This is a genomic window from Pseudomonas sp. LBUM1663, from assembly GCF_059695905.1.
Genome location: NZ_CP166792.1, coordinates 6447629 through 6460237 on the forward strand (window position 1 = coordinate 6447629; position 12609 = coordinate 6460237).

Genomic DNA, 12609 nt, shown 5'->3' on the forward strand with positions numbered 1-12609 from the left:
ATTACAGGCAACTCGGTCTTCCCTCAGACGAGGACCTGCCGAGTAGACACCATGTACTCATGAATCTGCTTCTCAACCCGCGGATGAATAAGCTCCACCGGCCCACGCCCATTCGGGCACGGCAAGGTCTTGGTGGTACCAAACAGCCGGCAGATCAGCGGCCGCTCGTCATACACCGTGCAGCCATTGGGCCCCAGGTGCACGCAGTTGAGCTCATCCATCGCCGCATCCTGCTCGGCCCGGGTCTTGCGCGGCAGGCGGGACATTTCTTCCGGCGAGGTGGTCACCGGCCCACAGCAGTCATGGCAGCCGGGCACGCACTCGAACGAGGGGATCTGCTGGCGCAGCGTGCGAATTTTCTGACTGTTGCAGCTCATCGAAGCGGTAACCAAAAGCGGAATAGACCGGGAGTCTGACGCAAAAGCCGCGATCCAGACAGCCTCAACCGACCAGTGTTGCCCGTGCCGGAAGGTCCGGCTTATGCTCCGTCAAATTTTATAGACACACGAATCAGGGACGCTCACATGAATGCCCGTGCCCAGCACACTGCCTCTTACTACGCCGCCAGCAGCCTGCCGCAGCCCGATCATCCGGCGCTGCAAGGCGATCTGGTAGCGGACGTATGCGTGGTCGGCGGCGGGTTTTCCGGGCTGAACGCGGCGCTTGAGCTGGCCGAACGCGGCCTCAGCGTGATCTTGCTGGAAGCGCACAAGATCGGCTGGGGTGCCAGCGGACGCAATGGCGGGCAATTGATTCGTGGCGTCGGTCATGGCCTCGATCAGTTTGCCAACGTAATCGGTGCGGACGGCGTGCGCCAGATGAAACTCATGGGCCTGGAAGCGGTGGAAATCGTCCGCCAGCGAGTCGAGCGTTTTCAGATTCCGTGCGACCTGACCTGGGGTTATTGCGACCTGGCGAACAAGCCTCGCGACCTCGAGGGTTTCGCCGAAGACGCCGAAGAGCTGCGCAGCCTTGGCTACCGCTACGAAACCCGGCTGCTGCAAGCCAATGAAATGCACAGCGTGGTGGGTTCGGACCGCTACGTCGGCGGCCTGATCGACATGGGCTCGGGCCATCTTCACCCGCTTAACCTGGCCTTGGGCGAAGCGGCCGCCGCGCAGCAGCTGGGCGCGAAGCTGTTCGAACACTCGGCGGTGACCCGCATCGATTACGGCCCCGAAGTAAAGGTCCATACCGCCCAAGGTTCGGTTCGCGCCAGGACGCTGGTGCTGGGCTGCAACGCCTACCTCAACGAACTCAACCCGCAGCTCAGCGGCAAAGTGCTGCCTGCGGGCAGCTACATCATTGCCACCGGGCCGTTGAGTGAAGAACTGGCGCACTCACTGCTGCCGCAGAACATGGCGGTCTGCGATCAACGAGTGGCCCTGGATTACTACCGACTCTCAGCGGATCGACGCTTGCTGTTCGGCGGTGCCTGCCACTATTCAGGACGCGACCCGAAGGACATCGGCGCGTACATGCGGCCGAAGATGCTGGAAGTCTTCCCGCAACTGGGCGGGGTGAAGATCGACTATCAATGGGGCGGGATGATCGGCATCGGCGCCAACCGCCTGCCACAGATCGGCCGGCTCAAGGACCAGCCGAATGTGTATTACGCCCAGGCGTATTCCGGGCATGGGGTGAATGCCACGCATTTGGCGGGCAAGTTGTTGGCTGAAGCGATCAGCGGGCAGCAGGGTGGAGGGTTTGATCTGTTTGCTAAGGTGCCGCATATCACCTTCCCGGGCGGGAAGCATTTGCGCTCTCCGTTGTTGGCGTTGGGGATGTTGTGGCATCGGCTTAAAGAGTTGGTCTGAAAGATTTTCAGTGCCTGTACCGACGCCTTCGCGGGCAAGCCCGCTCCCACAAGGGTCTTCGGTGTCCACAAAATTTGTGTTCACCACTCAACCCTGTGGGAACGGGCTTGCCCGCGAAGAGGCCCGCATGAACACCGCAAGACTCAGATCCGCCAGAAAGGCTTAAGCCCCTCCTCCCGCGCCTGCTCCCGACTCAGCCCGACATCCCTGAGTTGCTCCGGTGTGAGCGCCAGCAACGCCTTGCGCGTGTGCAGGCGATGCCAGAACAGACCCCAGCGACTCAGGCCGGACGGTGCGTTGCGCATGACCGCCTCGCGTGTGCCGTTGATTTGCCCTGCCGCCAGTTCCTGACTGTGTATCGTCAGCCGCACATCGCTCAAGCCGTTCATTTTGATTGCTCCTGTTTACTTGGGTAGCCAGAGCTTTCATGATGCGCGGAGTGCAAAAAGCATTACAGATTCAACGAGACTGTATTAACTCCATACAGATTCTTCGATTTAGCGTCTGAATCCGATAATTTCGCCCCATCTGTACTGGTTAACCCAATCACCCACACCGAGACTGCGCCATGACCCTCTACGTCAACCTCGCCGAATTGCTCGGCACCCGTATCGAACAGGGCTTCTATCGCCCCGGTGACCGGCTGCCGTCGGTGCGAGCGTTGAGTGTCGAGCACGGGGTCAGCCTGAGCACGGTGCAGCAGGCTTATCGCGTGCTGGAAGACAGTGGGCTGGCGACCCCCAAACCCAAGTCCGGCTACTTCGTACCGGTGGGCCGCGAATTACCGGAGCTGCCGGCCATCGGCCGTCCGGCCCAGCGTCCGGTGGACATTTCGCAGTGGGATCAGGTGCTGGAATTGATCCGCGCCGTCCCGCGCAAGGACGTCGTGCAACTGGGCCGCGGCATGCCAGACATCAACACGCCGACCATGAAACCGTTGCTGCGCAACCTGGCGCGCATCAGCCGTCGCCAGGACATGCCCGGTCTGTATTACGACAACATCTACGGCACCCTCGAACTGCGCGAACAGATCGCCCGCCTGATGCTCGATTCCGGTTGCCAATTGACCGCCCATGACCTGGTGGTGACCACCGGTTGCCATGAAGCGCTGTCCACCAGCATTCGCGCCATCTGCGAGCCGGGGGACATTGTGGCGGTGGACTCGCCAAGCTTTCACGGCGCCATGCAGACCCTCAAAGGCTTGGGCATGAAAGCCCTGGAAATCCCTACAGACCCCATCACCGGGATCAGCCTCGACGCGCTCGAACTGGCGTTGGAGCAATGGCCGATCAAGGCCATACAGTTGACACCCAACTGCAACAACCCGCTGGGCTACATCATGCCGGAATCGCGCAAACGCGCGTTGTTGACGCTCGCACAGCGTTTCGACGTGGCGATTATCGAAGACGATGTGTATGGCGAACTGTCCTACAGCTACCCGCGCCCACGCACGATCAAATCCTTCGACGAGGACGGCCGCGTGTTGCTGTGCAGTTCCTTTTCCAAAACCCTGGCGCCCGGTCTGCGCATTGGCTGGGTCGCGCCCGGACGCTATCTGGAACGGGTGTTGCACATGAAATACATCAGCACTGGCTCCACAGCGCCACAACCGCAGATTGCGATTGCCGAATTTCTCAAGGCCGGGTATTTCGAACCGCATTTGCGGCGGATGCGCACGCAATACCAACGCAGTCGCGACCTGATGATCGACTGGGTCACGCGCTACTTCCCTGCCGGCACCCGCGCCAGTCGCCCGCAAGGCAGCTTCATGTTGTGGGTTGAGCTGCCGGACGGCTTCGACACCCTGAAACTGAATCGCGCCCTGCACGATCAAGGCGTACAGATTGCCGTCGGCAGCATCTTTTCCGCCTCGGGCAAGTACCGCAACTGCCTGCGGATGAACTACGCTGCCAAGCCAACACCCCTGATCGAAGAGGCCGTGCGCAAGGTCGGCGCAGCGGCGATCAAACTGCTCGCGGAAACGGATCACATCACGAACTGACCTTTCTCAGGAAACCAGCGTCCATATGCCGACAATTGCCGCCAATCGGAACGTTCCCACGTGAGAGTCAGACAGCCCCTGCTCGCTCTTCTGTTATTCGCCTCGTTCCTGGGCGGTTGCGCCAGCTTTGATGTTCAACGCGAACCGAGCCAGGCGCTGCCCGCCAGCGACTCGTCATTCGGCCGCTCAATCCAGGCCCAGGCCGCGCCCCATGAAGGCAAGTCCGGCTTTCGCTTGCTGTCCAACAGCAGCGAGGCCTTCATGGCCCGTGCCGAGCTGATCCGCAACGCCCAAAGCAGCCTCGACTTGCAGTACTACATCGTGCATGACGGCATCAGCACGCGGATGCTGGTGGACGAATTGCTCAAGGCCGCCGACCGTGGCGTGCGCGTGAGAATCCTGCTCGATGACACCACCAGCGACGGTCTGGACTGGATCATCGCAACCCTCGCCGCGCACCCGCAGATCCAGATTCGCCTGTTCAACCCGCTGCACCTGGGTCGCGCCACGGGCGTGACGCGCACCATGGGCCGCTTGTTCAACCTGTCGCTGCAACACCGACGCATGCACAACAAGTTGTGGCTGGCGGACAACAGCGCGGCCATCGTCGGCGGCCGCAACCTGGGAGACGAATACTTCGATGCCGAGCCTAACCTGAATTTCACCGACATCGACATGCTCGGTGTCGGGCCGGTGGCGGAACAGCTTGGCCACAGCTTCGACCAGTACTGGAACAGCGCGCTGAGCAAGCCGATCGACGAGTTCCTGTCGAGCAGACCGACGCAAAAGGACCTGCAAAACACCCGCACGCGTCTGGAAGAATCCCTGGAAGAGACCCGCAAGCAGAATCATGCGCTGTATCAGCAGTTGATGACTTACACCACAAAGCCACGCATGGACATCTGGCGCCGGGAGCTGATCTGGGCCTGGAACCAGGCGTTGTGGGATGCACCGAGCAAGGTCTTGTCGGACGGCGAGCCTGACCCCCATTTGCTGCTGACCACGCAACTGGCGCCGGAGCTTACGGGCGTCAGCAAAGAGCTGATCATGATCTCGGCCTACTTCGTACCGGGGCAACCGGGGCTGGTCTACCTCACTGGCCGGGCCGACGCCGGGGTGTCGGTGAGTTTGTTGACCAACTCGCTGGAAGCCACGGACGTGCCGGCCGTGCACGGCGGTTACGCTCCTTATCGCCGGGCGCTGCTGGAACATGGCGTGAAGTTGTACGAACTGCGCCGCCAGCCCGGCGAAGGCGGCGGCAGCGGACCGCATATTTTCTACAGCAAGTCCTTCCGGGGTTCCGATTCCAGCCTGCACAGCAAGGCAATGATCTTCGACCAGCAGAAATCCTTCATCGGCTCATTCAACTTCGACCCACGCTCGGTGCTGTGGAATACCGAAGTCGGGGTTCTGGTGGACAGCCCCGAACTCGCCGCGCATGTGCGCAAAGCGGCCATGGAAGGTATGGCGCCGACCTTGAGCTATCAGGTGAAACTGGAGAATGACCGGATCGTCTGGGAGACGGAAGATGACGGCAAAATGCACACATTGACCAAGGAACCGGGAAGCATGTGGCGCCGTTTCAACTCCTGGTTCAGCACGGCGGTCGGCCTGGAGCGGATGTTGTAGCGTTGCATCCAATCAAATGTGGCGAGGGAGCTTGCTCCCGCTGGGTCGCGAAGCGGCCCTAAACCAGAAGCCCCGTTCATTCAGACTGAACGGGGGCTCCGATAGGCGACTGCTGCGCAGTCGAGCGGGAGCAAGCTCCCTCGCCACAGACTTGTGCAAGGTTTAAGCAGGCTCGGCGACCGTGCCAAACGCGCCCTGACGCATCAGCAGAATCACCAACCCGAACGCCCCCGCCGCCATCAGCAGCGGCAACGCATGCCCACTGATCCACTGGCTGCCAGCCCCGGCAGCCAACGGCCCGATCAGGCAACCGATGCCCCACAGCTGCGCAATGTGCGCGTTGGCTCGCACCAGTGCGTCGTCGCGATAGCGTTCGCCGATCAGGATCAGCGACAAGGTGAACAACCCCCCGGCGCTGGCGCCGAACAACACCCACAGCGGCCAGATCAGCAACGTATCGATGAGCAACGGAATCGCCAGGCTCGACACCAGCAACACGACTGCACATCCGGTGAACAGCGTGCGTCGCGACAAACGATCCGCCAGTGCGCCAATCGGCAATTGCAGCAAGGCATCACCCACCACCACGGTGCTGACCATCGCCAGCGCGATTTCCGTGGTGAAACCCTGACGCAGGCAATACACCGGCAACAAGGTCAGGATCATCGCTTCAAACGCCGCGAACAACGACACCGCCCAGGCAATCGCCGGCAGGCCACGGCAGAAGCCCCACAAGTCGCCAAACGTCACGCTGGCAGCCTCACTGGACGGTGCGCCGCTGCGGCCCAGCAACAGGAGCGGCGCCGCCATGAGCAAGCCGACACCGACCCAGAAGCCGTAATCGTGTTCGGTGCCCAGAACACCCAGCAGCAGCGGCCCGGCCAGCTGACTCAGCGCATAACTGCTGCCATACAGCGCTACCAGGCGCCCTCGCCATTGTTCGACCACCAGTTGGTTGATCCAGCTTTCGCCGAGGATGAAGACCAGAGTCAGGATAACCCCGATCATCAGGCGCAACAGCAGCCAGACCGGATAGCTCGGCAACAGCGCCAGCAAACCGATGGACACCGCTCCGGCCCACAGGCACAGGCCCATGAGGTTGGCCGTGCCAAGACGCGAGGCCAGATGGCTGGAAATCTTCGCCCCGAGCAGCACGCCAATGGCCGGCATCGCCGCCATCACACCAATGGCGAACGAACCGTAGCCCCAACTTTCCAGGCGAAACGACACCAGCGGCATGCTGACACCCAGGGCCAGGCCGACACTCAAGACAGACGCCAACACGGCGAAATAAGTCGCCCAACGCATGTTCCACGCTCCTGTGGATATTTTTTGGCACCACACAAAACAATGTGGGAGCAAGCCTTTGTGGCGAGGGGATTTATCCCCGTTGGGTCGCGCAGCGACCCCAAAACCTGCATTTACGGAGTATCAAATACGCCGCATGCATTGGTTCTGCGACTGCTTCGCAGCCGAACGGGGATAAATCCCCTCACCACAAAGACTTGCTCCCACAAGGATCTTTGTCGGGAGCCTGATTTGGCAGGCTCCCTTTAAGGACTTACAACTTGATCCAGGTCGCCTTCAGCTCGGTGTATTTGTCGAACGCGTGCAGCGACTTGTCGCGGCCATTGCCCGATTGCTTGAAGCCACCGAACGGTGCGGTCATGTCGCCGCCATCGTACTGGTTGACCCAAACGCTACCGGCGCGCAGTGCCTTGGCGGTCAGGTGCGCCTTGGAGATGTCCTTGGTCCACACCGCAGCAGCCAGGCCGTAAGGCGTGTCGTTGGCAATCGCTACGGCTTCTTCGGCGGTGTCGAATGCGATCACCGACAACACTGGACCAAAGATTTCTTCCTGAGCGATTTTCATCGCGTTGGTCACGCCGTCGAAAATCGTCGGCTCAACGTAAGTGCCACCGCTTTCCTGCAGCGTGCGCTTGCCGCCAGCCACCAGTTTGGCGCCGTCGGCGTGGCCGGATTCGATGTAGGACAGCACGGTGTTCATCTGCTGGGTGTCCACCAGCGCGCCGACGTTGGTCGCCGGGTCCAGCGGATTGCCCGGCTTCCAGGTTTTCAGCGCTTCGATCACCAGCGGCAGGAAGGTGTCCTTGATCGAACGTTCGACCAGCAGCCGCGAACCGGCAGTGCAGACTTCGCCCTGGTTGAACGCAATAGCGCCGGCCGCCGCTTCGGCTGCGGCTTGCAGGTCCGGGGCATCGGCGAACACGATGTTCGGGCTCTTGCCGCCCGCTTCGAGCCAGACGCGCTTCATGTTCGATTCGCCGGAGTAGATCAGCAATTGCTTGGCGATCTTGGTCGAACCGGTGAACACCAGGGTGTCGACGTCGTTGTGCAGGGCCAAGGCCTTGCCGACGGTGTGACCGTAACCTGGCAGGACGTTGAGCACGCCTTTCGGAATGCCGGCTTCGACGGCCAGCGCAGCAATGCGAATAGCCGTCAGCGGCGATTTTTCCGACGGTTTGAGGATCACCGAGTTACCGGTGGACAGCGCCGGGCCGAGTTTCCAGCAGGCCATCATCAACGGGAAGTTCCACGGCACGATGGCGCCGACGACGCCGACCGGCTCGCGGGTCACCAGACCCAGCTGATCGTGCGGAGTGGCGGCGACTTCGTCGTAGATCTTGTCGATGGCTTCACCGCTCCAGCTCAGGGCTTGCGCCGCGCCGGGAACGTCGATGTACAGGGAATCGCTGATCGGCTTGCCCATGTCCAGGGTTTCAAGCAGCGCCAGCTCTTCGGCGTGCTGCTTCAGCAAGCCGGCGAAACGGATCATGGTGGCTTTGCGTTTGGTCGGCGCCAGGCGCGACCAGACGCCGGAATTGAACGTGGTGCGGGCGTTTTCAACGGCGCGCTGGGCGTCGGCGGCGTCACAGCTGGCAATCTTGCCCAGCAGACGGCCATCGACCGGGCTGATGCACTCGAAGGTCTCGCTGGAGACGGCATCGGTGTATTCGCCATTGATGTAGGCGCGGCCTTCGATCTTCAGATCGCGAGCCCGTTGCTCCCAATCGGCACGAGTCAGGGTGGTCATACGAGTGTCCTCCTCTTATTGAATACGAGCGCCCCGCGATCTTCGCGGACGCTGTCAGGAATTCTGCCCAGCCAGCCTGATTTTTCGGCCCAAGGCAACCGCCACCCTAAACCAGCGGCAGGTGAAGTTTCAATATATTTGACACATGGCGGTCAAACGGCCTTGCGATGTTCATTTTAATAAACATAGACTTTGAGTCTTTTCAGCCATCGCGCCGCAATCACGGGGGATTACAACAATGAATATCCAGGATGTCGTCGACTTCAGCCTCGCCACCACCGAGCCCGAGCGCTATAAGCCGGACCAGGCAAAAATCCTGAAGGGCGATCCCGAGCAAGTGGTCTACAACCACTACAACAGCCCTTGCGGTCAGTTGAATGCGGGCGTGTGGGAAGGCGCTGTTGGCCAGTGGCACGTGAACTTCACCGAGCATGAGTACTGCGAAATCATTCAGGGCGTTTCAGTACTTCGCGACAACGAAGGCAACGGCAAGACCTTGCGCGCGGGTGATCGCTTCGTTATTCCTGCCGGGTTCCGCGGCACTTGGGAGGTGCTCGAAACGTGCCGCAAGATCTATGTGGCGTTTGAACAGAAGGCTTGAGGATTTGTGGTGTTCGGGCCGGCCTCATCGCGGGCAAGCCACGCTCCCACAGGTTTTGTGGTCCAAACAGATCACTGTGGGAGCGGGCTTGCCCGCGATGAGGCCCTGAAGGGCAACGCAAAAACCCAGGCAACAAAAAAGGCCCGTATCTCGCGATACGGGCCTTTTTCGTAAGAGGGAAAAATCAATTACTTGATTTTGCCTTCTTTGTAGATCACGTGCTTGCGAACAACCGGATCAAATTTCTTGATCTCGATTTTGTCCGGAGTAGTACGCTTGTTCTTGTCGGTAGTGTAGAAGTGACCAGTACCGGCGCTCGAAATCAAACGAATCAATTCACGCATGATTAGCTCCCTTAGATCTTGCCGGCTTTGCGGATTTCGGCCAGCACGACAGTGATGCCACGCTTGTCGATGATACGCATGCCTTTGGCAGATACGCGCAGACGCACGAAACGTTTCTCTTCTTCAACCCAGAAGCGGTGATGCTGCAGGTTCGGCAGGAAACGACGACGGGTTTTGTTGTTTGCGTGGGAAATGTTATTCCCAGTCACCGGACCCTTACCGGTAACTTGACATACTCTCGACATGCCTCAGCCCTCTAAAACCACATGCCCAACCCGGCATGGGTTGGCCGCTTAATCTCTCAGTCATTTGGCGCCAGGCGCCGCGTTTCTTTAGAGGTCTTACCGGCTACACCTACAGTGAAGGAACCGGGCCCCTAGAAAAGAGCGCTGCTTTATACCAGAAAGACTGGAGAGCAACAACATTCCGTGTGCGCGGACTTGATAAATTCCCCATTTTTCGGGCGCCGAGCGCTTTGGATAAAGGCTGTGGCCGATTAAGACCGCTCGTCGCAGAGAATCGGCCAACCGACCGATTCCGGGTTTTCCTCGGCCCGCATCACCGAAAACAAGCGCACATAGTCCCCTGAAAATGAAAAAGGGGATAGTCATTTGCAAAAGAGCCCACTAGGGTAAGCCTTTTCCAGACTGCACTTGCAGATGGGCCTTCGATCTGTAAAGGAATCCGACCATGCGCCTCGCTGCCCTACCGCTGTTGCTCGCCCCGCTCCTGCTGAGCCCGCTGGCCCATGCCGCCGCCCTGAGCGTCTGCACCGAGGCCAGCCCGGAAGGGTTCGACGTGGTGCAATACAACTCGCTGACCACCACCAACGCGTCGGCCGATGTGCTGATGAATCGGCTGGTTGACTTCGACACCGCCAGCGGCAAAGTGGTCGCCAGCCTCGCAGACAGCTGGGAAGTCACGCCCGACGGCCTGACGTATGTGTTCAAGCTTCACCCGCAGGTGAAATTCCACCGCACCGAATATTTCAGCCCGACCCGCGAGCTGACCGCCGAAGACGTGAAGTTCAGTTTTGACCGCATGCTCGATCCGGCACACCCTTGGCACAAAGTGGCTCAAAGCGGCTTCCCGCACGCCCAGTCGATGCAGTTGCCGGCGTTGATCAAGAAGATCGATGCCCTGGACCCGCTGACCGTGCGTTTCACCCTCGATCACCCGGATTCGACCTTCCTCGCGACCCTGAGCATGGGCTTCGCCTCGATCTATTCCGCCGAATACGCCGACAAACTGCTTAAGGCCGGCACCCCGGAGAAGCTCAACAGCCAGCCGATCGGCAGCGGCCCGTTCGTGTTCACGCGTTTCCAGAAAGATGCCTCGATTCGCTACAAGGCCAACCCGGACTACTTCCGTGGCAAGCCGTCGGTGGACCCACTGATCTTCGCTATCACGCCGGATGCCAACGTGCGCTTGCAGAAATTGCGCCGCAACGAGTGCCAGATCGCCCTGTCGCCCAAACCTCTGGACGTACAGGCCGCGCTGAAAGAACCGACTCTGAAAGTGGAAAAGACTGACGCCTTCATGACCGCGTTTGTCGGCATTAACAGCCAGCATCCACCGCTGGACAAACCTGAAGTGCGCCAGGCGATCAACCTCGCGTTCGACAAGGCTAACTACGTCAAAGCCGTGTTCGAAGACACCGCCGAGCCCGCCAACGGCCCGTACCCGCCCAACACCTGGAGCTACGCCAAAGGCCTGCCGGGTTATCCGCATGATGTCGAAAAGGCCAAGGCACTCATGGCCAAGGCCGGACTCAAGGACGGTTTCCAGACCACCATCTGGACCCGACCTTCCGGCAGCCTGCTGAATCCGAACCCAAGCCTCAGCGCTCAAATGCTGCAATCGGACCTCGCAGAAATCGGCATTCAGGCCGAGATTCGGGTGATCGAATGGGGCGAGCTGATTCGTCGTGCCAAGGCCGGCGAGCACGACCTGCTGTTCATGGGCTGGGCAGGTGACAATGGCGACCCGGACAACTTCCTCACGCCGCAGTTTTCCTGCGCCGCGGTCAAATCTGGCACCAACTTCGCCCGCTACTGCAACCAAGACCTGGACAAACTGATCAGCGCTGGCAAGACCACCGGCGAGCAAGGCGTGCGCACCAAGCTCTACGAACAGGCCCAGGCGCAGATCCAGCAGCAGGCGTTGTGGCTGCCGCTGGCGCATCCGACGGCGTTCGCGTTGACGCGCAAGGACGTCGAGGGTTACCAAGTCAGCCCGTTCGGCCGCCAGGACTACTCGAAGGTCAACCTGAAGTAACCGCCACACCACAAAACCTTGTAGGAGCCGGCTTGCTGGCGATGGCATCAACGCGGTTAATCAGCCACACCGCGCCGTCCGGATCGCCAGCAAGCCGGCTCCTACACAGTCCGCGTTTATCCTGTTACATCCACCCATACTCAGCCATCGACAACGGATCGCCGTCACCGATGATGAAATGGTCGAGCACCCGCACATCAACCAGATCTAGCGCCTCTTGCAGGCGCTTGGTCAGCAACCTATCGGCCTGACTGGGGCTGGGATTGCCCGAAGGATGGTTGTGGCACAGGATCAACGCGGCGGCGTTGTGGGCCAACGCACGCTTAACCACTTGTCTCGGATAGACACTGGTGTTGTCGATGGAACCGCGAAACAACACTTCAAAGGTCAGCACTTGATGCTTGGAATCCAGAAACAAACAGCCAAATACCTCATGGGGCTCATGGCGCAGCATCGATTTCAGGTAATCCCGAACGGCCTGCGGATTTTCCAGCGCTGATTTTTGGCGTGCCCGCTCGGCCAAATGCCTCCGCCCCATCTCCTGAGCTGCTTGTAACTGAGCGAATTTCGCTGGCCCGAGCCCCAAATGTCTGCTGAACGCTACCTGATCAGCCTCAAGCAATGAGCGCAGGCTGCCAAACTGATTCAGCAGGTGTCGAGCCAGGTCCACCGCGCTTTTACCCGACACGCCGGTCCGTAAAAATATCGCCAGCAGTTCGGCGTCTGAAAGACTCGCCGAACCCAACTCAAGTAACCTCTCCCGCGGCCGCTCAGCCGCCGGCCAATCGCGAATACTCATACCACCTCCTTGGTCTGTGGGCGCCGCTGTTCCATAGCGGTCGCTGTGATATCGTAGCCCATCTTTTTTGCGAGCGATTTCACTC

The 12609-nt window shown here is 60.2% G+C and carries 12 protein-coding genes; 5 read left to right on the forward strand and 7 right to left on the reverse strand.

The window, feature by feature from the left end; genetic code table 11:
* Positions 1-23: 23 nt before the first annotated feature.
* Positions 24-377 (reverse strand): YkgJ family cysteine cluster protein, encoded by a 354-nt coding sequence (locus tag ACA075_RS29595; protein ID WP_497296638.1) that lies wholly within the window; start codon positions 375-377, stop codon positions 24-26.
* Positions 378-524: 147 nt separating this feature from the next.
* On the opposite strand from ACA075_RS29595, the gene ACA075_RS29600 reads away from it, so the two are divergent.
* A complete protein-coding gene (locus ACA075_RS29600) occupies positions 525-1817 on the forward strand; it encodes an NAD(P)/FAD-dependent oxidoreductase (protein WP_497296639.1) in 1293 nt (430 codons plus the stop codon).
* Positions 1818-1960: 143 nt separating this feature from the next.
* Here the strand turns inward: ACA075_RS29600 and ACA075_RS29605 are convergent, their stop codons facing one another.
* Positions 1961-2206 (reverse strand): DUF1127 domain-containing protein, encoded by a 246-nt coding sequence (locus ACA075_RS29605; RefSeq protein WP_497296640.1) that lies wholly within the window; start codon positions 2204-2206, stop codon positions 1961-1963.
* Positions 2207-2385: 179 nt separating this feature from the next.
* Between ACA075_RS29605 and ACA075_RS29610 the strand changes: the two genes are divergently transcribed.
* Positions 2386-3819: an aminotransferase-like domain-containing protein gene (locus ACA075_RS29610; RefSeq protein ID WP_497296641.1), complete on the forward strand. Its 1434-nt coding sequence runs from the start codon at positions 2386-2388 to the stop codon at positions 3817-3819.
* A 60-nt stretch (positions 3820-3879) separates the two neighbouring features.
* Complete coding sequence (locus ACA075_RS29615; protein ID WP_497296642.1) at positions 3880-5448, forward strand: phospholipase D family protein; 1569 nt, start codon at positions 3880-3882, stop codon at positions 5446-5448.
* Positions 5449-5610: 162 nt separating this feature from the next.
* On the opposite strand, the gene ACA075_RS29620 is transcribed toward ACA075_RS29615, so the two are convergent.
* Both ACA075_RS29620 and ACA075_RS29625 read right to left on the reverse strand, forming a co-directional pair.
* The gene (locus ACA075_RS29620) at positions 5611-6756 is read right to left on the reverse strand and encodes an MFS transporter (RefSeq protein ID WP_497296643.1); all 1146 of its coding nucleotides are present in this window, start codon (positions 6754-6756) and stop codon (positions 5611-5613) included.
* Positions 6757-7009: 253 nt separating this feature from the next.
* Entirely contained in the window at positions 7010-8503 is a 1494-nt protein-coding gene (locus ACA075_RS29625; protein ID WP_497296644.1) for an aldehyde dehydrogenase, read from the reverse strand.
* A 238-nt stretch (positions 8504-8741) separates the two neighbouring features.
* Between ACA075_RS29625 and ACA075_RS29630 the strand changes: the two genes are divergently transcribed.
* Entirely contained in the window at positions 8742-9104 is a 363-nt protein-coding gene (locus tag ACA075_RS29630) for a cupin domain-containing protein (protein ID WP_109626712.1), read from the forward strand.
* 188 nt (positions 9105-9292) lie between these two features.
* On the opposite strand, the gene rpmG is transcribed toward ACA075_RS29630, so the two are convergent.
* Both rpmG and rpmB read right to left on the reverse strand, forming a co-directional pair.
* Complete coding sequence (gene rpmG / locus ACA075_RS29635) at positions 9293-9448, reverse strand: 50S ribosomal protein L33 (protein WP_007894709.1); 156 nt, start codon at positions 9446-9448, stop codon at positions 9293-9295.
* Positions 9449-9459: 11 nt separating this feature from the next.
* Entirely contained in the window at positions 9460-9693 is a 234-nt protein-coding gene (gene rpmB / locus ACA075_RS29640) for a 50S ribosomal protein L28 (RefSeq protein ID WP_007894701.1), read from the reverse strand.
* Positions 9694-10138: 445 nt separating this feature from the next.
* Between rpmB and ACA075_RS29645 the strand changes: the two genes are divergently transcribed.
* Positions 10139-11725, forward strand: coding sequence for an ABC transporter substrate-binding protein (locus tag ACA075_RS29645; RefSeq protein WP_497296645.1), 1587 nt, complete (start codon positions 10139-10141; stop codon positions 11723-11725).
* A 124-nt stretch (positions 11726-11849) separates the two neighbouring features.
* Here the strand turns inward: ACA075_RS29645 and radC are convergent, their stop codons facing one another.
* Complete coding sequence (radC, locus tag ACA075_RS29650) at positions 11850-12524, reverse strand: RadC family protein (protein ID WP_497296647.1); 675 nt, start codon at positions 12522-12524, stop codon at positions 11850-11852.
* Positions 12525-12609: the final 85 nt, after the last annotated feature.

Bases quoted from the DNA above. Each gene is read 5' to 3' on its own strand.
- ACA075_RS29595 (WP_497296638.1), bottom strand. From the start codon at position 377: ATGAGCTGCAACAGTCAGAAAATTCGCACGCTGCGCCAGCAGATCCCC.
- ACA075_RS29600 (WP_497296639.1), top strand. From the start codon at position 525: ATGAATGCCCGTGCCCAGCACACTGCCTCTTACTACGCCGCCAGCAGC.
- ACA075_RS29605 (WP_497296640.1), bottom strand. From the start codon at position 2,206: ATGAACGGCTTGAGCGATGTGCGGCTGACGATACACAGTCAGGAACTG.
- ACA075_RS29610 (WP_497296641.1), top strand. From the start codon at position 2,386: ATGACCCTCTACGTCAACCTCGCCGAATTGCTCGGCACCCGTATCGAA.
- ACA075_RS29620 (WP_497296643.1), bottom strand. From the start codon at position 6,756: ATGCGTTGGGCGACTTATTTCGCCGTGTTGGCGTCTGTCTTGAGTGTC.
- ACA075_RS29625 (WP_497296644.1), bottom strand. From the start codon at position 8,503: ATGACCACCCTGACTCGTGCCGATTGGGAGCAACGGGCTCGCGATCTG.
- ACA075_RS29630 (WP_109626712.1), top strand. From the start codon at position 8,742: ATGAATATCCAGGATGTCGTCGACTTCAGCCTCGCCACCACCGAGCCC.
- rpmG (WP_007894709.1), bottom strand. From the start codon at position 9,448: ATGCGTGAATTGATTCGTTTGATTTCGAGCGCCGGTACTGGTCACTTC.
- rpmB (WP_007894701.1), bottom strand. From the start codon at position 9,693: ATGTCGAGAGTATGTCAAGTTACCGGTAAGGGTCCGGTGACTGGGAAT.
- ACA075_RS29645 (WP_497296645.1), top strand. From the start codon at position 10,139: ATGCGCCTCGCTGCCCTACCGCTGTTGCTCGCCCCGCTCCTGCTGAGC.
- radC (WP_497296647.1), bottom strand. From the start codon at position 12,524: ATGAGTATTCGCGATTGGCCGGCGGCTGAGCGGCCGCGGGAGAGGTTA.